Below are 19,303 nucleotides of genomic sequence, written 5' to 3'. Positions count from 1 at the left end.
GCGCCGCCGCACGAGTGCCCCGCCGCGCTCACGGAGACGCGCGTCGAGCGACGCCAGCGAGTGGTGCAGCCACCAGCGGGCTGCGCCGCCGAGGGGGCGGATGCCCGGCGACTCCTCGTCGAGCACATAGAGCGCGATGACCGGTTCGCCTCGATCGATCGCCGCGCGCAACGCCGGATTGTCGGCGAGGCGGAGGTCGTCGCGGAACCACACCAGCGAGGGGGATGTCATGGGACCATTCTCTTCGAGCTCACGGGGATGGTCCGTCTCTCAACGCCGACGGTGGTTTCGGCGGGGTGTCTCGCCGCCGGTCGACCACAGCGCCCACAGCATGAGAATCGGCTGCAGGAACAGCCGGCCGAATCGTCGAGCATCCGTGTCGAGTCCCGGCGTCGAGCGCTTGGTCTGCCACTGGTGGATGTTCCCGGGCATCACGGCGACGAAGAATGCGGCCGTCGCCCAGCCGATGCGGCGGCGCTCCTTCGGTAGCGCGAGGAGCCCCGCCGCGAGCGCGACCTCTGCGGCGCCCGAGGCGATCACGATCGTGTCCTTGTCGAGCCTGGTCAGGCGAGTGGCCCAATCGGGCACCACGACCCGGAACCCGCGGGTGCTGAGGAAGTGGCCGACGCCGATCGCGCCGAGCGCGACCGCCAGGATCCATCGTGCGACTGCTCTGTCCATCCGTTCACGTTACGTGATGTCCAGAGCTCCGGCGTCACTCCGCGGCGGGCATCCTGGTGCGCTCCCACGAGCGGAACCCGTCGACGATCTCCGGCGTGTGCGTGTGGTGGAGGTAGTGCGTCCCATCGAGCGGCACGACCGTTCCATCGTCGACGGCCGCGGCCTGCTCCTCGTGCAGATCCACCCAGGTGGGGACCGTCGGATTGTCGGCCACGACGAACAGCAGCAGGGGGAGGTCTTCGGGGAAGCTCGTGCCGAGCGCATCCTCGAAGTTCGCGTGGAGCAGGGACATCGCGTTCAGGTAGGTGGGGCTCAGCGTGTTCCGATTGGTGAGCAGGGCGATCTGCTCCTGCACGTCTGCGGAGTAGACGGACTCGTCGTAACCCGTGCCGCGGAACGACGCGATGAGTCGCACGAGCCCCAGGTTCTTCGCCGCGCCGAAGAGTCCGACGGGCAGCTCGGTGTCCGAGCCGGGCTGTCCGGGGACGCTGCTGTCGATTCCGACGAACGCCCGCACCTCATCGGGGTAGCGGTTCGCGAACTGGATGCCGTAGATGCCGGCGATGGAATGCCCCATCAAGACGTAGTCGTCGACGCCGAGCTCCTGCAGGGCGGAGTGCGTCTCGGACACGATGTTGTCGGTGGTGCGGGCGCGATCCGTCCCGTCGCTCAACCCGTAGCCGAACGGCTCCACGACGATCACGCGATGGTCCTTGGCCAGCTCGGTGACGAGCGGCTCGAAGTCGAGCACGGGAGATGCGGTGCCGAAACCCGGGAGGAGAACGATGTCCTCCGAGCCCTCACCGGTGATCATGACGTTCATCTCGTGCCCGTCCACGGTGACCTTCTGCCCGTACGGCTCGATGCGATCCTGTTCGACCGCGGTCGCCACCGCATTGCCGACCGTGGTGGCCACCAGTCCGACCGCGATGACGACGACGACGGACGTGAGTGCGATGAGCACTCTCTTGACGGGCTTCTTCATGCCGACCTCTCTCGGCGCACGCGCTGTGCGCCCTCATCCCAGCGTGCCGCGCGGCATCCGCCGCCGCGTCGCCCTGCCGCAGACAAACGTGTACTGCGATCGCAGTACACACAGCTCATCCCGGCGGAGGATCCGGGAGTCGGCGTCGCGGTGAATACTGGTGTGATGCCGGCACCTCGTCCTCCAGGAATCGCGGCGCCGCTCTCCGACCTGATCGCTGTGGTCGTGGTGGTCGTGTTCGCCGTGTCACCCTTCCCGGACGAGGCGTTCCGCGCGACCGGATGGCTGCTCGTCGTCGCCCTCGTCCCCGCGGCCGCGATGCCGTTCCGCCGCCGGCATCCCCTCGTCGTGCTCGTCGTCAGCCTGCTGTGCGCAGTGGTCCTGGCATTCGCGGGTGTCCTGTCGCCGAGCGCGCTCATCGCCATGGCGATCAGTGGTTTCGCCGTCGTGGACCGTCGAGGGCGACTCGTCGGGATCATCTCCGTGACCTCGGCGACGGCTATGGTCTTCTTCTCGAACGCGATCCCGCTCGGCGGGGATCTCTTCGATGCCCGCGCGCTGCAGTTCGTCTTCATCATCGCCCTCGCCGGAGCGCTGGGGGACGCGACCAGGTCACGACGCGAGTTCGTCTCCGCCATGACCGAACGCGCGGAGCGGGCCGAGCGGGGGAGGGACGAGGAAGCGCGACGACGTGTCGCCGAAGAACGGGTGCGCATCGCCCGCGATCTGCACGACGTGGTCGCGCACCAGATCTCGGTCATCAGTCTCAATGCCGGCGTCGCATCATCCGCGTTGGAGACCCGCCCGGAGCGTGCGCGGGAGGCGCTGAGTAGCATCCGCCGTTCCTCTCGCACCGTGCTCGCCGACATCGGTGGGCTGATGGCGCTGCTGCGCTCCGACGATCCGGATGATGTTCGCGACCTTCGTCCGCAGGTCGGCCTCGCCGGTCTCGACGAGCTGGTCGTGCAGTTCCGCGAGGCGGGGCTGCGCGTCGATCTCCAGGACGATCCCGATCGGCCTGCTCTGTCGCCGGCCAGTGATCATGCGGCTTACCTCGTGGTCCTCGAAGGATTGACGAATGCGCACAAGCACGGAGCGGATGGCGCGGCGACCGTGCGGCTCCGAGCGGACGGCGGGTCGCTCCGTGTCGTCGTCGACAACCAGGTGGCGACGGAATCCGAGGTGGTGTCGCGTGCGGGTGGCCACGGGCTGCGTGGACTGCGCGAGCGCGTCGTCGCGGTCCGGGGAGATGTGCAGACCGGCCGCGATGGAAGCGCTTTCCGCCTCGAGGTGCGGATCCCCCTCGACGGAGGTGCACGATGATCCGGGTGCTCGTCGTCGACGATCAGCCGTTGGTGCGGCAGGCGGTCCGCGACATCTTCGTCGACGGCGGCATCGAAGTGGTGGGCGAAGCAGCGAACGGGCGTGAGGCGGTCACTGCGGTGCGCGAGTCGATGCCGGACGTCGTCGTGATGGACATCCGGATGCCGGAGCTCGACGGCATCGCCGCCACCGCGCAGATCATGAGCGCGGCGCAGTCCACCGCGACCCGCGTGCTCATCCTGACGACCTTCGAGGAGGACGACTACGTGGTCGCCGCACTCCGCGCCGGTGCGAGTGGCTTCATCGGCAAAGGGGCCGAGCCGGACGACATCGTCAGCGCCGTGCGAGTGGTGCACCGCGGTGAGGCTCTCCTGTCGTCGGCGGCAACACGGTCGCTGATCGAGCGCTCCGTGCTGCCGCAGCATCCGCGAGCCGATGCCTGGCATACCGAGCCGCTGCGACAGCTCACGGAGCGGGAGCGCGAGGTGCTGCTGCTCGTGGCGGGCGGGGCGTCGAACCAGGACATCGCGAACCGCCTCGTGATCTCACCGCACACCGCGAAGACCCATGTGAACCGCATCATGTCGAAGCTGCACGCACGCGATCGTGCGCAGCTCGTGATCCACGCGTACGAGTCGGGGATCATCGTCCCCTCGCGCGGCGCCGACCAGCCGGGCTGAGGGTGACCGACGGCAGCACCGGTCAGGGTGTCCGACACCGTCGCGAAGCGGTCAGGACCCCGTGATCATGCGAGTAACCTGGACACCGACCCAGATGGAGAGTTTCTGTGCCTGAAAACGCCCGGCCGCACGATGGCTTCGCCCTGTTCACTGACCGAAACGTCGTCGCGATGCGCGTCAACGGCGATCTCAAGGACCTCGCCACGACCGTGACCGACACCGACGAGGTCGAGCCGGTCACGATCGACAGTGCGGATGGGCTGAACATCCTCCGCCACTCGGCTGCCCACGTGCTGGCGCAGGCGGTGCAGCGCATCAACCCGCAGGCGAACCTCGGCATCGGCCCGCCCATCACCGACGGGTTCTATTACGACTTCGGCGTGGAGACCCCGTTCACGCCTGACGACATCAAGGCCATCACGAAGGAGATGCAGCGCATCGTCCGCGAGGGCCAGCGCTTCGTCCGCCGTGTCGTGACCGACGACGAGGCGCGCGCCGAGCTCGCGGACGAGCCGTTCAAGCTCGAGCTCATCGGGCTCAAAGGCGGGAAGGAAGCCGCCGAGGGGGCCTCCGTCGAGGTCGGCGAGGGTGAGCTGACGATCTACGACAACACCACCCGCGATGGCGAGGTCGTCTGGAAGGACCTCTGCCGCGGGCCGCACCTGCCCAACACGCGCATGATCGGCAACGGCTGGGACCTCACCCGCATCGCCGCCGCCTACTGGCGCGGCAGCGAGAAGAACCCGCAGCTGCAGCGCATCTACGGCACGGCGTGGCCGACCAAGGACGAGCTGCGTGCCTACCAGGAGCGCATCGCCGAGGCGGAGCGCCGCGATCACCGCAAGCTCGGTGCCGAGATGGACCTGTTCTCCTTCCCGGACGAGATCGGCTCCGGACTCGCGGTGTTCCACCCCAAGGGCGGCATCATCCGCTACGAGATCGAGGAGAACCTGCGCAAGCACCTGCTGCGCAACGGATACGACCTCGTGAACAGCCCGCACATCACGAAGAAGGACCTCTTCATGACGTCGGGTCACCTGCAGACCTATGCGGACGGCATGTTCCCCCCGATGCACCTCGACGAGGTCGTCGATGAGGAGGGCAACGTCACCCGTCAAGGGCAGGACTACTACCTGAAGCCGATGAACTGCCCGTTCCACAACCTCATCTTCCGTTCGCGCGGGCGTTCCTACCGCGAGCTGCCGCTGCGTCTGGCCGAGTTCGGGACGGTCTACCGCTACGAGAAGAGTGGGACGCTGTCGGGTCTGACCCGCGTGCGTGGCCTGACACAGGACGACGCCCACATCTACGTCGCTCAGGACCAGGTCAAGGAAGAGCTCACGACGAACCTGAACCTCGTCCTGGACCTGCTCCGCGACTACGGCCTCAACGACTTCTACCTCGAACTGTCGACGAACGAGGTGGGGAACCCCAAGTTCCTCGGCGAGCCGGAGCAGTGGACCCCCGCGATCGACACGTTGCGTGAGGTCGCGATCGAGTCCGGACTCGAACTCGTCGCCGACCCCGGCGGCGCCGCCTTCTACGGTCCGAAGATCTCCGTACAGGCACGCGACGCGATCGGACGCACCTGGCAGATGTCGACCATCCAGCTCGACTTCAACCAGCCCGACCGGTTCGAGCTGGAGTACACCGGACCCGACGGGCAGAAGCACCGGCCGGTCATGATCCACCGCGCGCTCCTCGGTTCGGTCGAGCGCTTCTTCGCGATCCTCCTCGAGCACTACGCCGGCGACTTCCCGCTCTGGCTCGCGCCCAGTCAGGTTGTCGGCGTCCCGGTCGCGGAGCAGTACGGAGACTATCTGGACGACGTCATCGCGCAGCTGCGCGAGGCGGGCGTCCGGGCCGACGTTGATCACTCCGACGACCGCATGCAGAAGAAGATCCGCAACCACACGACGGCGAAGGTCCCCGTCATCCTCATCGTCGGGGAGCAGGATCGAGCCGCGGGCACGGTGTCGTTCCGCTTCCGAGACGGGACGCAGGAGAACGGCGTCCCGGTGGCGGATGCGGTACGTCGGATCAGCGCCGCCATCGCCTCGCACGCGCTCGTGCTGAAGGCAGGGGACCTGGCGTGACCGAGGGGGAGCGGCCGCTGGAAGACGCCGGGCGCCTCGCCGGCGTTCCGGACGAGTTCCAGCGGCTGTGGACCCCGCACCGGATGGCCTACATCCAGGCGGGGCCGGAGCCGCTGCGGGAGGAGTGCCCGTTCTGCGAGGCGCCGAAGTTCCCGGACGAGGAGCGGCTGGTCGTGGCGCGCGGCGAGACGGCCTACGTGCTGCTGAACCTGTTCCCGTACAACTCGGGGCACCTGCTCGTGTGCCCGTATCGCCACATCGCCACGTACGACCAGGCGACGCCCGCCGAGGTCGCCGAGATCGGTGCCCTCACACAGACGGCCATGCGTGTGCTGCGCGAGGTGTCACGCTGCGACGGCTTCAACATCGGCATGAACCAGGGCGCGGTGGCGGGCGCCGGCGTCGACGCCCACCTGCACCAGCACGTGGTGCCGCGGTGGACATCGGACGCCAACTTCTTCCCGATCATCGCGAAGACCAAGGCGCTTCCGCAGCTCCTCGGCGAGGTGCGGGAGGCCGTGGCGAACGCCTGGCCGGCGTCGGAGCCTGCTGCGGAGGAGCTCAGCGCACCTGACGGGCGGTGAACTGCATCTGCGGGTTCGCGTAGAACTCCTGCGCCTCGACGAGCTGCAGCTCGCGCTCACCGGATTCGAGTGTGGCTTTCAACAGGTCGTAGACGCTGGATGCCGTGCGCTCCAGAGCGATCTTCGCGCTGCCGGTCTCGACGTAGTGCGCCGTGAACAGTGCCGCGGTCACATCCCCGGAGCCGTTCGCCTTCATCGGCAGGTGCGGGGTCTGCACCAGCCAGGCGCCCTGCGCGTCGGCGGCGAGCATCTCGATGGTGCCCTCTTCGCGGTCGGGCCGCTCGACGCTCGTCACCAGCACGGTGCTCGGACCCATCGCGTGGGCGAGGTCGACGGAGGCGAGGGTGGACTCGAGCGTGTCCGGCTCGGTGTCGGTGAGGAAGCCGAGCTCGAACTGGTTCGGCGTGATGATGTCGGCGACCGGGACGACGCGCTCTCGCAGCAGAACCGGGATCGCCGGGGCCACGAAGCACCCCGACTTGGCGTTGCCCATGACCGGGTCGCAGGCGTAGACGGCGCTCGGGTTCGCGGACTTCACACGGGCGACCGCGTCGATGATCACGTCTCCGATGCCTTCGCCGCCCTGGTAGCCGCTGAGGATCGCGTCGATCTGGCCGAAGACGCCACGCTCCTCGATGCCGGTGATGACTTCGCGGACGTCGTCCGGAGCGATCATCGGTCCGCGCCAGGCGCCGTATCCGGTGTGGTTGGAGAAGTTCACGGTGTAGACCGGTAGCACCTCGACGCCGATGCGCTGCAGGGGGAACACCGCGGCGGAGTTGCCGACGTGCCCGTAGGCGACGGCTGACTGGATGGAGAGGATCTTCATTCTCCGGCTCTTTCGTTCAGGGCAGGCGGGTGCCCGCGAGGATGGTCATCGCCCGGCGGCGACGAGATCGGCGACGAGGGTCTCGGCCTCATCATCGGACAGGTCGTGCACGGTCAGGCGCAGATGGTGGGACGGTTCTGCGCGGTCGTCGAGCGCGAAGTCGTCGCCGGTGCGGGCCAGCCACCCGCGGCGCATCAGCCGATCGGCGACGAGACGCGCGGGTTGCGGCAGCGCGACCCACAGGCTCATGCCGTCGGATGCTGTCGCATCGATACCGCCGGCGCGCAGGCGCTCTGCGAAGGCGGCATTCCGCTCGGCGTAGTGGGCGGCCGCTGCGGCGACCTCGGTCATCACGGCGTCGTCGGTCAGCTGGGTCAGCGCGAGACGCTGCAGCAGGTGGCTCACCCACGTGGTGCCGGGACTCAGACGCATCGCGAGCCGTTCGGCCGTCTCGGCATCGGTCGCCGCGATCGCGAGGCACATGTCGGGTCCGAGAAACTTCGACACGGAGCGCACGAGCGCGAACCGACGGTGGTCGGGACCGATGAGCGACTCGTACCGGCGCTGCGACAGCATCGAGAAATGGTCGTCCTCGATGATCAGCACGTAGGGGTGGTCGGCCAGTACCGCTCGCAGTTCGGCGGCCCGCGTCGCGGTGAGACTCGCTCCGGTGGGGTTCTGCGCGCGCGGGGTGCAGATGATCGCGCGGACTCCGGCGTCCAATGCCGCACGCAACCCGTCGACGGTCATGCCCTCGGCGTCGACCGGCACCGGAACGGCCCGGTATCCGCCGAGTCGCACCGTGTGGATGCTCGCCAGGAAGCACGGGTCCTCGAGCGCCACGGCGTCGTCGCGCATCAGTGCCTGCGCGAGCAGCCGCTCCACGGCGTCGACGGCACCGCTGGTGACGGTGATGCGGAAGTCGACGTCGTCGAGGTCGGCGGCGATCCACCGCCGTGCCCAATCCTCGAGACCACGATCGATCACGGGCTCGCCGTAGAGGACGGGGCGCGAGGCGATGGTCATCAGTGCGGGTGCCGGATCGGGGATGAGGCGTGGGTCCGGGTTGCCGGTGCCGATGTCCCGGAGGACAGTGTCGGGGGCGTAACCCTCCTGCGCCACGGTTTCGTGGCCCGCGACCACGGTGCCGGCACGCCCGCGCGAGACCACGAGACCGGCCTGAGCGAGCTGGCGGTACGCAGCCACGGCGGTGTTGCGATTCACGCCGAGGGTCGCGGCCAGCTCGCGCACCGGGGGGAGGAGACTACCGGGCTGCAGGGATCCGCGGTCGCGCAGCGAACGCACGCTGTCGGCGATCTCCGACGCGGTGGTACCTGTGATCTGGTCGCTCATGATCCTCCTCAGCGATTCTAGGTCGAATCGGACAGTGCTACGTTTGATCTAGATCAAAACCCACTTCGGTGCATCCGACAGGAGTTCCCCATGACCGAGCAGACAACCACCGGATCCTCGCGCGTCAAGCGCGGCCTCGCCGAGATGCTCAAGGGCGGCGTCATCATGGACGTCGTCACCGCTGAGCAGGCGAAGATCGCCGAAGACGCGGGCGCCGTGGCCGTCATGGCGCTCGAGCGCGTGCCGGCCGACATCCGTGCCCAGGGTGGGGTCTCGCGGATGAGCGATCCCGACATGATCGACAGCATCATCGACGCGGTCTCGATCCCAGTGATGGCGAAGGCGCGCATCGGACACTTCGTCGAGGCCCAGGTGCTGCAGGAGCTCGGCGTCGACTACATCGACGAGTCCGAGGTGCTCTCGCCGGCCGACTACGTGAATCACATCGACAAGTACCAGTTCACCGTGCCGTTCGTATGCGGTGCGACCAATCTGGGCGAGGCACTCCGCCGCATCAACGAGGGCGCCGCGATGATCCGCTCCAAGGGCGAGGCCGGCACCGGCGACGTCTCCGAGGCGATGAAGCACATCCGCAAGATCCGTGGGGAGATCGCGGCCCTCGCTGCGCTGCCCAAGGACGAGCTGTACGTCGCCGCCAAGGAACTGCAGGCGCCCTACGAGCTGGTCGCCGAGATCGCCGAGACCGGCAAGCTCCCCGTCGTGCTCTTCGTGGCCGGAGGAGTCGCGACCCCCGCGGACGCCGCGATGATGATGCAGCTCGGAGCAGACGGCGTGTTCGTGGGCTCGGGCATCTTCAAGTCGGGCAACCCCGCCGAACGTGCCAAGGCCATCGTCAAGGCGACCACGTTCTTCGACGACGCCAAGGTGATCGCCGAGGTCTCTCGCGGGCTCGGCGAGGCGATGGTGGGCATCAACGTGAGTGACCTCCCGGCGCCGCACCGTCTCGCCGAGCGTGGCTGGTAACACCCGCGTCGGAGTCCTCGCGCTGCAGGGCGACGTGCGCGAGCACGCCGCCCTGCTCGCGCATCTGGGCGCCGACGTCGTGCTGGTGCGCCGACCGGAAGACCTCTCTTCCGTCGACGGCCTCGTGATCCCCGGCGGCGAGTCCAGCGTGATCGACAAGCTGTCGCGCATCTTCGGGATGCAGGAACCGATCCGCACCGCGATCGATGCAGGGCTCCCGGTCTACGGGACGTGCGCCGGACTCATCCTGCTCGCGGACACGGTGCTCGACGGGATCGACGGCCAGGAGTCCTTCGGCGGAATGGACGTCGATGTCCGTCGCAACGCGTTCGGGCGCCAGACGGAGTCGTTCGAGACGGAACTTGACGTCCCCGCGCTGGGGGAGCCTCCGGTGCGCGCGACGTTCATCCGCGCCCCGGTGGTCGAGCGTGTGGGCGCCGGTGTCGACGTCCTGGCATCGCTCGCGGACGGCACGGTGGTCGCCGTCGAGCAGGGCAGCCTGCTCGGAACGAGCTTCCACCCGGAGGTCGATGGCGAGACGCGCTTCCACGAGCGCTTCCTCGACAAGGCCCGGACCCGTGCCGGGACGTCCGTGCGCTAGCGCCGGTGGGAGAGTAGCCAGTCGTACAGCTCGGGGTTGTCGTAGGTCTCGGTCCAGGAATCATGACCGACGCCCGCATATCGCGTGAACCGCACGTCGGCGTCGAGCGTCCGAAGTTCGGTGGTGATCTCCTCCGTGGCGGAGATCGGCACGACATCGTCGGCGTCGCCGTGGAAAGCCCAGACGGGCAGGTGCCGAATCGGCTCAGCACTCTGCATCCAGAGCCCACCGCAGATCGGTGCGATAGCGGCGAACCGTTCGGGATAGCGCACCGCCAGGCTCCAGGTCCCGAAGCCGCCCATGCTGAGCCCGGTCACCGAAATGCGGGCCGGATCGACACGGTGCGTCGAGACGACCTCGTCGACCAGCCCGGACAGGGTCGAGAGCTCCGCGACCCACTGGCTCGACTCACCGCACTGCGGGGTGACGAGGACGAAGGGGAACTCGTGACCTTCATCCGCCAACCGCGGCGGGCCGTGCACCGCGGCGAGGTCGAGGTCGGAACCTCGTTCGCCCGCTCCGTGCAGGAACAGCACGAGGGGCCAGAGTCTGCCCGGATCGGAGTCATAGTCATCCGGAAGGTGGACGAGGTACCGCAGCACATCTGCCGGAGTCGGCGCGTCGTCGCGGACGTCCGACGTGCGAACGGCAGGAGCGATGTGTCGTGATCTGCGCATGCCTCCATCCTGCGCCATCCGTACGGGTCGTCCGACGGTAGGGTCACTTAGCCACTCGTGCCCGATCGCAGCGGTCACCAACGGATACGCAGAAACTCCGCACGGAGTTTCGCGCCTCGCTGTGGGTTCAGGCTCTCGACCCACGAGATGCGGCCGAGCAGATGTGCACGGAAATCGTCGAGTCGGCGGTGATTCTGACTGCGCGGACCGTGCACGACGCAGTTGTGGATGGTCGCCTTGAGCCGGTCGTAGTCGTCCCGTGAGACATTCGTTCGCTGGTTGACGACGATTCCGGTCACGCTCTGCCTGACGCCCTGGCGTCGGACCCTCGTTTTGTGCGGGTTGGCAACGTGCCCCTCGTCGCCGATGATCCGCTGCACACCACGGATGAAGGCATCAGGTCGCTTCGCGAGTCTCGGACCGCCGCTGAACGCGAGGTCATCGGCGTATCTCGTGTAGGTCGCATCGACGGCATCCGCCCATCCCGTCAGCCGTGAATCCAGGCGCCGAATGGCGAGGTTGGCAAGCATCGGCGAGGAGGGAGCGCCCTGCGGCAGATGACTCGTGGCCAGAGCCCGACGCAGGGCGAACCGCTCGTCGGATGATCCGCCCGGTGGCATGGCCGCAAGCACGCGCGGAGGAACGGCGTTGGTGCACAGCCCGGTCACGACGTGCGCGACCGGTTCGGACAGTCCCGACTGCCGAAGTGTTCCGTATATGCGACCGCCCGTCACGCGCGAGAAGAAAGTAGTGAGGTCGAGGGATATGACGATGTCGGCCCCCGTGTGGCGCGCCGCCCCGGTGGCCGCGCTGCGACCGGGCATGAAACCGTGGGCGGCATCGTTCACGGCTATGAGGCCGAGCACCTGTTCCAGGAGACTGCGCTGCACACGGCGCATCCGTTGCTCCGGGATCTCCAGCAACCTGGGGATCCGCCCGTGCCGTGTGCGCCACTCGTACCGGTAGTGGTGCAAGGCCCCTGTGCGCGCGCGCCGATTCCAATGTTTGGTGTCGGCGAACCACTGGAGCCGGCCGACGTCCAGATCGAGCATGGCGGCGAGATCCGAGATGCTGTCGATACGGGGAAGAGCGCCCGAGGGCGGCTGCGACGCCGATGGACCGACTACGCGGTGGTGGATGCGCAGCGGCGAACGGCGCTCGTCGGCCTTGCGCACCGCTTCTGCGAAATCGGGCGAACGGAGGATCACCGACGTCAGCAGTCGCGGGGCATCGACAGGCGGGCGGACGAAGGAGGTCAACACGTCACCGACGAGCGGAGAGAGCCAACGGCGACGCGCTCCCATGACGTACGCGCCGGCCTCGACGAGCTGCTCCTTCGCCCAGACCTCTGAGGCGAGGAAAGCGTCGGCCAGAGAGGCGGCCACCAACGACGGCAACGGTCGCGGCGTGCGCCCCAGCACGCGTGATGCGGTGGAGGGCGCCATCAGAGGGCAGCCGTGGAGCGGGCGCCGGGCGTGCGATGGCCTGCGTACGACTCGTCCGTCAGTGCGGGCACCGGTCTGCGCGAAGCGCAGTAAGGCGCCTGCGGCGTTCGTTCCAGGTCAGACTGCGTACCCCGGGGTGACCCCGGAGAGAGCGGAACACGTCGTGAACCACTCGCCTCGTCCGCAAGCCATCGCACGCGGCCACGATAGCAAGGAACACCAACGTCCGGATGGCGTCGTCCGCAGCCCCCGGCGATCAGCCGCGACTACGCGGCCCTGATGGTCTGCCGTGACCGATCATTTCCGGCGGGCGCACCGAGGTGGCCGGCGGAGAACCGTCGCGTGCGAGCCGTGCTGACCTACCTCGACGCCGCGCGATCCTGAACCTGCAGCAGGGCGGCGAGCCACCGCAGCGCGGGTCCGGCTTGCGCCCGCTGGAACGCGCGGAGTCCGGGAAGCTGCGGTATCTCCGGTTGCGCCTGGGCGAACCAGAGGTAAGACGCGAAGCCCGAGATGACCGGCAGCATGTCGTGAACGGGCGGGGCTCCGTGCTCTTCGAACAGCGGCCATGTCTCTTCGCACGCGGGACCGCCGGATGCCTCGACGCTCGGCAGCAGACAGGGGAGATCGATCCAGGGGGCTCCGCGGCGGGCGTGCGGCCAGTCCACGAATCGTGCGTGCCCATCACTGATGAGGATGTTGTCGGCCCGCACGTCGTCGTGGGCGATGACGTCTCCGCCGACCGCAGCACGGAAGCCCTGTTCGATGCGCAGCAGGTCGGTCATCCGCCCACGCACCATGGCCGGGAGACCTGCGAGCAGACGCTCATCGAGGGAGATAACCTCCCATCGGGTGAAGTCGGACATGCTGTCGGCCGCGTCAGGCAGGTCGAGCGGCGCTTTCGTCGAGGCGACGATGCGGAGGGTCGCAGCGATCGAATGCAGATCATCCGCCGACCAGGGGCTGCCGGGATGGTGTCCGTCGATCGCTTCGAGCACGAGCGCGGAACCGGCAGTCTCGTCGACCTCGCCCAGCACTGCCGGGGCGACCGTCGGTGGCAGCGTCGCGAGCACCTGCATCTCGGTACGGAGGAAGTGCAGGGAATCAGGATGCCAGTCCCGCGCGCAGGCCTTCACGAAGGCCTTTCCCTTCGTGGTGGTGACCACTCCCGCGTAGGACGCGCTGAATCCGCTCTGGGCCGGTTCATCGCGGACGAATCGTCCTCCGATCACGTCGACGATGCGCGCGCGCAGCACCAGGGGGAGTGCGGTCCACTCCGGTCGAAGGCGATCGGCGCCTGCGCTCATCGTGTCGTTCCCTTCGCTCGCAGCGTCGCGGCATCCCCGGGGCACGGGTTCCTCGACGCTAGCAGCAGCCGGCGGAAGGGCCAACGATCTCGATCATTCGGCGCGTGAACCCGCGGCGACCAGGCCGCGGATGGCCTCGACGGTGCGGTCGACATCCTCCGGGGTGGTCGCCCACGACGACATCGAGCATCGCAGGGCCGCACGGCCGCCCCACTCGGCACCCGTCATGGCCGCCGTCCCCTCGGTGAGGATCGCCGCGCCGAGCGCGCGCGTCGCCCGGTCGGAGCCGAGGTGGAACATGACCTGGGTATAGACGACGTCGTTGATGACTTCCACTGTCTCCACGGATCGGAGCCCCGCAGCCATCGCGACGGCGTTCGCGTGCAGACGGTCCATCAGCTCAGCGATGCCCGAGCGTCCGAGACTGCGCAGCGCGGCCCACGCGGGAACCCCGCGGGCGCGTCGCGAGAGCTCGGGCGTCACATCCCACGGGTCGAGCCCCGAATAGATCAGATAGTCGCCTCCGGTGCGGAACGCCGCGATGGAGTCCGCCGGGTCGCGCACGATCGCCATGCCGCAGTCGTAGGGCACGTTCAGAGTCTTGTGGGCGTCCGTCGCCCAGGAGTCGGCATCCGCCATCCCCGCGGTGAGGTGGCTCAACCCGGCAGACGCCGCCGCCCACAGCCCGAACGCGCCGTCGATGTGCACCCAGGCGCCGTGACGCCGCGCGATGGGGATCAGCGCGGCGAAGTCGTCGAAGGCGCCGGTGTGCACCTCTCCCGCCTGCAGACACACGATGAGGGGGCCGTCGCCGCCGGCGAGAGCCTGCTCGAGCGCATCCGGGCTCATACGCCCTTGATCGTCGGACGGGACGACCGTCAGTTCCGCCCGCCCGATCCCCAGGAAGCGTGCGGCGCGGTCGATGGACCCGTGCCGGTCCGCGCCGACGACGAACCGCAGCGGGGGAGAACCGTGGAATCCCTGCTCGGCGATGTCCCACCCTGCGCGCGCCAGCACCGCATGTCGAGCGGTGGCGAGGCAGGTGAAGTTGGCGAGCTGCCCGCCCGTGACGAAACCGACGCTGGCGGTCGCGGGGAGGCCGAAGAGGTCGAGCATCCACTGCCCGGCGACGCGTTCCATCGCGACCGTGGCGGGTGTGAGGGTCGACGAGCCCGAGTTCTGATCCCACGCCGAGACGAGCCAGTCGGCGGCGAGGGCGGCCGGATGGGTGCCACCGATCACGAAGCCGAAGAACCGGCCGCCGGGGATCGCGACGAGGCCGGGATCGGCGAGCACGGTCATCTCCTCGACCACAGTCGCGGGATCCATGCCGTGTTCCGGGAGCGGGCCGCCGAAGGCCGTCAGCATGTCGTCGAGTGAAGCCCGTGGCCACACCGGTCGCTCGGCGACCGAGTCGAGGAAGCGGAGGGCGGCGTGATGCGCGGTATCCAGTGCGCGCGACCTGTCGTCAGGAGCCATCTCGTTCATGCCTCAGGCCTACACCCGGGTGTCTTCTCGCGCCAGAGGTCGCGCGACGCCTCGGTAGGGTTGAGCGCATGATCGGCGCACGGGAATGGCAACTCATCGGCCTGAACAACCTCTACATGAATCTGCAGCGACTGCATGTCTACGATCGCGCGTCGGCGATGATCAACGGGGCCGCCGAAGACGAGGCGCGCACCACTGCGCTGCGCGGATGGATGGACGCGGTCGTGGCGGCGATGGAGCCGGTGCTGCAGGGCGGAGAACTCGATCAGGCGACGCAGGAGTCTCTCCTGCCGCTGGTGCCGTGGCTCCGTGACGAGGTCGCCCGCTACTACGCCCTGCACGATCCCACCGCCCCGTTGCGGGACCAGGCCGCGTTCGGAGCAGCCCACGTGCTCGCCTGCGACTACCAGACGAAGGGCGAGCGGGCGATCGCCGAAGCGGTCGGCAAGCCGGAGGAAGCCGATCGCCTCCTCCAGCGCGTCCCCATGATGATGGCGCTCGTCCGGCAGGCGAACACCGCGGTCGGAACCTGTGCCGAGGGTGAGCCGAGCGACGAGGTCGCGGGGTACATCACCGAACATGTGCGCGTCGCGCGCGGCGATGAATCGCGCATGTTGCTGCAGATCGGTGCGGCCCCGGTGACCCTGCAGGGCCGCGACCCGCGCGAATGAGGGCTGCGCGGACGGCCGCGGTGGACGCCGCTCGGTCGACCGCGGCTTTTCGATAGAATGGACGACGCCCTGGGCACGTTCCGGGGCGGATACGACGAGCGGAGACTTATGTCCGGGCATTCCAAGTGGGCGACCACGAAGCACAAGAAGGCCATCATCGACTCCAGGCGCGCGAAGTCCTGGGCCAAGCTCATCAAGAACATCGAGGTCGCCGCGAAGCTCGGCGGACCCGACCTGGCGGGCAACCCGACGCTCTTCGACGCCGTTCAGAAGGCCAAGAAGACGTCCGTCCCCAAGGACAACATCGACCGCGCGGTGAAGCGCGGTGCGGGCATCGGTGGCGAAGCCGTCGAGTATCTCTCGATCATGTACGAGGGCTACGGACCCAACGGCGTCGCCCTCATGATCGAGTGTCTGACCGACAACAAGAACCGCGCAGCCGCTGAAGTCCGCACGGCCCTCAGTCGCAACGGTGGGACTCTGGCCGACCCCGGCAGCGTCGCCTACAACTTCAGCCGCAAGGGCGTCATCGTCGTCGGCTCCGAGGGAACCACCGAGGACGACGTCATGATGGCGGCGCTCGAGGCGGGAGCCGAGGAGATCGAGCCGCATGCCGAGGGCTTCGAGGTCATCACCGAGGCGACCGACCTGGTGGCCGTGCGCAGCGCGCTGCAGGAAGCCGGGATCGACTACGAGTCGGCGGACGTCGAGTTCGTCCCGAACCTCAAGGTCGAGATCGACGCCGACACCGCTCGGAAGGTCTTCCGCCTGATCGATGCTCTCGAAGACAGCGAAGACGTGCAGAACGTGTTCACCAACTTCGACCTGTCGGCCGAGGTGCAGGCCGAGCTCGAGAACGACGACGCGTAGGCGCGCCGGACGGCCGGTGTCTCCTCGCGCGCCTAGCCTGGGGGAGTGACCTCCTCTCTGCGCGTGCTCGGCATCGACCCCGGGCTCACGCGTTGTGGTGTCGGGATCGTCGACGTCGATCCTTCGCGTCGCGGCACGCTGGTGCACGTGGGAGTGATCCGGTCATCGCCGGACGCGGAGACCGGCGATCGTCTCGCGATCGTCGCCGCTGGCATCCGCGCCGTGATCGCTGAGCACCGCCCGGACGCGGTCGCGGTCGAGCGTGTCTTCGCCCAGCAGAACACCCACTCCGTGATGGGGACGGCTCAGGCCAGCGGAGTCGCGCTGCTGATCGCGGCCGAGTCCGGGTTGCCCGCCGCCACGCACACGCCGAGCGAGGTCAAGGCCGCCGTGACCGGCTACGGTGCGGCCGACAAGCGGCAGGTGCAGACCATGATCGCGCGCATTCTGCGCCTGGATGCGCTTCCGCAGCCGGCTGACGCCGCGGACGCCCTGGCGATCGCGCTGTGCCACGCCTGGCGTCGCGGCGGACCCACTGCATCCGGGCAGGGGTCGCTGACTCCGGCGCAACGGGCCTGGGCGGACGCCGAGAAGCGTGTCGCTCGAACATAGGTCCGAACCACGCCCTAGGCTGAGGGGATGATCTCCTCACTGCACGGCGTCGTCCTGCATGCGACGTCCGATCAGGTCGTCATCGACGTGGGCGGTGTCGGGTTCGCCGTCGCCGTCCCTGCCGACGTCGCACACACCGCGACCGTGGGGGAGAAGCTCCTCCTGCACACGAGTCTGATCGTCCGCGAGGACTCGCTCTCCCTGTTCGGCTTCGCGGATCGCAGCGAGCTGGAGATCTTCGGACTGCTGATCAGCGTGACCGGTGTCGGACCGAAGTCGGCGCTGGGGGTGCTCTCGCACCTCACGGGCGATCAGATCGCCGAAGCCGTGACCGCGGAAGACGACGCGCCGTTCCGGAGGGTCTCCGGCATCGGGCCCAAGACGGCGAAACTCATCGTGCTGCAGCTGGCCGGCAAGGTGCAGGCTATCGCGGCACCGTCGAGGCCCGTGATGTCGGGCGGCACCGACGTGGTCACGCAGGTGGCCGCGGCGCTGGTCGGCCTCGGCTGGTCGGAGAAGGTCGCCGCCGAGGCGGCAGCCCAGACGGCATCCGAGGCGACGGAGGCCGAGCGGGCGACCGTGGCCCTGCTGTTGCGACGCACCCTCGCGCTCCTCGGCCCCGCGCAGGGAGGCCAGGCTCGTGGCTGACCCCCTCGACGCGACCGAACCCTCCGACGAGACCGAGCTCGCCATCGAGGGCGCACTGCGCCCGACCAGCCTGGGCGATTTCGTCGGACAGCAGAAGGTGCGCGGACAGCTGCAGCTGCTGCTCGAAGCTGCGCGCATCCAGAGCCGTCCTGCCGACCACATCCTGCTCGCCGGCCCCCCGGGGCTCGGGAAGACGACGCTGGCGATGATCGTGGCCCACGAGAGCGAGCGGCCGCTGCGCATGTCGAGCGGCCCGGCGATCCAGCACGCCGGCGACCTCGCAGCCCTGCTCTCCAGCCTGGTGCCGGGGGAAGTGCTCTTCATCGACGAGATCCATCGCATGGCGCGCTCCGCAGAGGAGATGCTGTACCTGGCGATGGAGGACTACCGGATCGACATCATGGTCGGCAAGGGCGCCGGAGCGACGAGCATCCCGCTCGAGCTCTCTCCCTTCACACTCGTCGGGGCCACGACGCGATCCGGTCTGCTGCCGAATCCGCTGCGCGACCGATTCGGATTCACCGGACACCTGGAGTTCTACGACGAGTCCGAGCTCGAGCAGGTCATCGCCCGTTCGGCCGCGGTCCTCGGCGTCGACGTGCCGACCGATGCGCTCTCCGAGATCGCACGCCGCTCCCGAGGCACCCCCCGCATCGCGAACCGCCTGCTGCGCCGGGTCCGCGACTACGCCCTCGTACACGGCGAGGGCGGGGCCACGATCCATGACGTGCGCGCGGCGCTCGAACTCTACGACGTCGACGCGATCGGCCTCGACCGGCTGGACCGCGCGGTGCTGGAGGCGCTGGTCCGCCGTTTCCGCGGAGGACCGGTCGGCCTGAGCACGCTCGCCGTGGCGGTCGGCGAAGAGGGCGAGACCGTGGAGAGCGTGGTGGAGCCGTACCTCGTTCGCATCGGCTTCCTCGGACGCACGCCGCGCGGTCGTGTGGCGATGCCGGAGGCGTACGCGCATCTCGGCGTCGCGCATCCGGACGGGATGCTTAAGTTGGATGACCTATAATCACTGAAGACTTCCCGGTTACCTTCGCGCGCCCAAAGGCTGGAGCGTGCACCTGAGAAAGGCGCTTCCCCCATGCCCATGGAATTCCTGCTCTTCGGCCTTCTCGCCGTCCTCCTCGTCTTCATGATCTTCAACACGCGCAAGCGCACGAAGCAGATGAAGGCCGAGCAGGAGGAGAAGGCGACCAAGACCGTTCCCGGTGCCAAGGTGCTCCTGCAGGGCGGCATCTACGGGACGATCGTCTCGTACGACCCCGACGACCTCGACACGCCCGCGCTCGTCGAGATCGCGCCGGGCACCATCATCGACGTCCACAGCCAGGCGATCCTCCGCGTCGTCGAGCCCAAGGACGCGATCGTCGACGCACCTGTCGATGTGATCGAGGAGCCGGCCGTCGACGAGGCGGCCGCCCCCGCGCTCGAGACCCCCGAGGAGACGCGCGCTCGCCTCG

At 68.5% G+C, this 19,303-nt stretch carries 21 protein-coding genes; 12 read left to right on the top strand and 9 right to left on the bottom strand.

The window, feature by feature from the left end; all coding sequences use genetic code 11:
- The 3 genes from ACNPM4_RS17695 to ACNPM4_RS17685 all read right to left on the bottom strand — a co-directional run.
- Positions 1-231, bottom strand: a 231-nt coding sequence (locus ACNPM4_RS17695) for a deoxyribodipyrimidine photo-lyase (protein WP_448986550.1), incomplete at its 3' end; no start/stop codon positions are given.
- Positions 232-270: 39 nt separating this feature from the next.
- Complete coding sequence (locus tag ACNPM4_RS17690; protein WP_448986549.1) at positions 271-681, bottom strand: DoxX family protein; 411 nt, start codon at positions 679-681, stop codon at positions 271-273.
- A gap of 34 nt (positions 682-715) precedes the next feature.
- Positions 716-1,666 carry an alpha/beta fold hydrolase gene (locus ACNPM4_RS17685; RefSeq protein WP_448986548.1) on the bottom strand — a complete coding sequence of 317 codons (951 nt, stop codon included), beginning with the start codon at positions 1,664-1,666 and terminating at the stop codon, positions 716-718.
- Positions 1,667-1,831: 165 nt separating this feature from the next.
- Here ACNPM4_RS17685 and ACNPM4_RS17680 point away from each other — a divergent pair, with 165 nt between their 5' ends.
- From ACNPM4_RS17680 to ACNPM4_RS17665, 4 genes are all read left to right on the top strand, one after another.
- Positions 1,832-2,989: a sensor histidine kinase gene (locus tag ACNPM4_RS17680; RefSeq protein WP_448986547.1), complete on the top strand. Its 1,158-nt coding sequence runs from the start codon at positions 1,832-1,834 to the stop codon at positions 2,987-2,989.
- Positions 2,986-3,669 (top strand): response regulator transcription factor, encoded by a 684-nt coding sequence (locus ACNPM4_RS17675; RefSeq protein WP_448986546.1) that lies wholly within the window; start codon positions 2,986-2,988, stop codon positions 3,667-3,669. Before ACNPM4_RS17680 ends, ACNPM4_RS17675 begins: the two co-directional genes overlap by 4 nt.
- A gap of 170 nt (positions 3,670-3,839) precedes the next feature.
- Positions 3,840-5,765: a threonine--tRNA ligase gene (gene thrS, locus ACNPM4_RS17670; RefSeq protein WP_448986552.1), complete on the top strand. Its 1,926-nt coding sequence runs from the start codon at positions 3,840-3,842 to the stop codon at positions 5,763-5,765.
- Positions 5,762-6,349: an HIT family protein gene (locus ACNPM4_RS17665; protein ID WP_448986545.1), complete on the top strand. Its 588-nt coding sequence runs from the start codon at positions 5,762-5,764 to the stop codon at positions 6,347-6,349. The genes thrS and ACNPM4_RS17665 overlap by 4 nt, the downstream gene beginning before the upstream one ends.
- Here ACNPM4_RS17665 and pdxY read toward each other — a convergent pair.
- Together pdxY and ACNPM4_RS17655 are read right to left on the bottom strand one after the other, a co-directional pair.
- Positions 6,327-7,178 carry a pyridoxal kinase PdxY gene (pdxY, locus tag ACNPM4_RS17660; RefSeq protein WP_029263306.1) on the bottom strand — a complete coding sequence of 284 codons (852 nt, stop codon included), beginning with the start codon at positions 7,176-7,178 and terminating at the stop codon, positions 6,327-6,329. The genes ACNPM4_RS17665 and pdxY overlap by 23 nt on opposite strands.
- A gap of 45 nt (positions 7,179-7,223) precedes the next feature.
- A complete protein-coding gene (locus ACNPM4_RS17655; protein WP_448986544.1) occupies positions 7,224-8,531 on the bottom strand; it encodes an aminotransferase class I/II-fold pyridoxal phosphate-dependent enzyme in 1,308 nt (435 codons plus the stop codon).
- Between the two features lie 90 nt (positions 8,532-8,621).
- Between ACNPM4_RS17655 and pdxS the strand changes: the two genes are divergently transcribed.
- Positions 8,622-9,515, top strand: coding sequence for a pyridoxal 5'-phosphate synthase lyase subunit PdxS (gene pdxS / locus ACNPM4_RS17650; RefSeq protein ID WP_448986543.1), 894 nt, complete (start codon positions 8,622-8,624; stop codon positions 9,513-9,515).
- Positions 9,505-10,116 carry a pyridoxal 5'-phosphate synthase glutaminase subunit PdxT gene (gene pdxT, locus ACNPM4_RS17645; protein WP_448986542.1) on the top strand — a complete coding sequence of 204 codons (612 nt, stop codon included), beginning with the start codon at positions 9,505-9,507 and terminating at the stop codon, positions 10,114-10,116. Before pdxS ends, pdxT begins: the two co-directional genes overlap by 11 nt.
- Here pdxT and ACNPM4_RS17640 read toward each other — a convergent pair.
- The 4 genes from ACNPM4_RS17640 to ACNPM4_RS17625 all read right to left on the bottom strand — a co-directional run bounded on the left by ACNPM4_RS17640 (position 10,113) and on the right by ACNPM4_RS17625 (position 15,033).
- Entirely contained in the window at positions 10,113-10,793 is a 681-nt protein-coding gene (locus ACNPM4_RS17640) for a carboxylesterase family protein (RefSeq protein ID WP_448986541.1), read from the bottom strand. The two genes, pdxT and ACNPM4_RS17640, sit on opposite strands and share 4 nt — an antisense overlap.
- Positions 10,794-10,867: 74 nt before the next feature.
- On the bottom strand, positions 10,868-12,238 hold the full coding sequence (locus ACNPM4_RS17635) for a reverse transcriptase family protein (protein ID WP_448986540.1): 1,371 nt from the start codon (positions 12,236-12,238) through the stop codon (positions 10,868-10,870).
- Between the two features lie 359 nt (positions 12,239-12,597).
- Complete coding sequence (locus ACNPM4_RS17630; RefSeq protein WP_400858518.1) at positions 12,598-13,545, bottom strand: aminoglycoside phosphotransferase family protein; 948 nt, start codon at positions 13,543-13,545, stop codon at positions 12,598-12,600.
- Positions 13,546-13,638: 93 nt separating this feature from the next.
- Complete coding sequence (locus tag ACNPM4_RS17625) at positions 13,639-15,033, bottom strand: pyridoxal phosphate-dependent decarboxylase family protein (protein WP_448986539.1); 1,395 nt, start codon at positions 15,031-15,033, stop codon at positions 13,639-13,641.
- A 68-nt stretch (positions 15,034-15,101) separates the two neighbouring features.
- On the opposite strand from ACNPM4_RS17625, the gene ACNPM4_RS17620 reads away from it, so the two are divergent.
- From ACNPM4_RS17620 to ACNPM4_RS17595, 6 genes are all read left to right on the top strand, one after another.
- Complete coding sequence (locus ACNPM4_RS17620) at positions 15,102-15,704, top strand: hypothetical protein (protein ID WP_105709977.1); 603 nt, start codon at positions 15,102-15,104, stop codon at positions 15,702-15,704.
- Between the two features lie 108 nt (positions 15,705-15,812).
- A complete protein-coding gene (locus tag ACNPM4_RS17615; protein ID WP_029263315.1) occupies positions 15,813-16,574 on the top strand; it encodes a YebC/PmpR family DNA-binding transcriptional regulator in 762 nt (253 codons plus the stop codon).
- A gap of 45 nt (positions 16,575-16,619) precedes the next feature.
- Entirely contained in the window at positions 16,620-17,186 is a 567-nt protein-coding gene (ruvC, locus tag ACNPM4_RS17610) for a crossover junction endodeoxyribonuclease RuvC (protein WP_029263316.1), read from the top strand.
- 27 nt (positions 17,187-17,213) lie between these two features.
- Positions 17,214-17,834, top strand: coding sequence for a Holliday junction branch migration protein RuvA (gene ruvA, locus ACNPM4_RS17605; protein ID WP_448986538.1), 621 nt, complete (start codon positions 17,214-17,216; stop codon positions 17,832-17,834).
- The gene (ruvB, locus tag ACNPM4_RS17600) at positions 17,827-18,852 is read left to right on the top strand and encodes a Holliday junction branch migration DNA helicase RuvB (protein ID WP_029263318.1); all 1,026 of its coding nucleotides are present in this window, start codon (positions 17,827-17,829) and stop codon (positions 18,850-18,852) included. The genes ruvA and ruvB overlap by 8 nt, the downstream gene beginning before the upstream one ends.
- 72 nt (positions 18,853-18,924) lie before the next feature.
- On the top strand, positions 18,925-19,303 hold a 379-nt coding region (locus tag ACNPM4_RS17595), incomplete at its 3' end, for a preprotein translocase subunit YajC (protein WP_448986537.1).

The organism is Microbacterium umsixpiens, from assembly GCF_053543675.1.
This window is presented reverse-complemented; position numbering and strand designations above follow the sequence as displayed.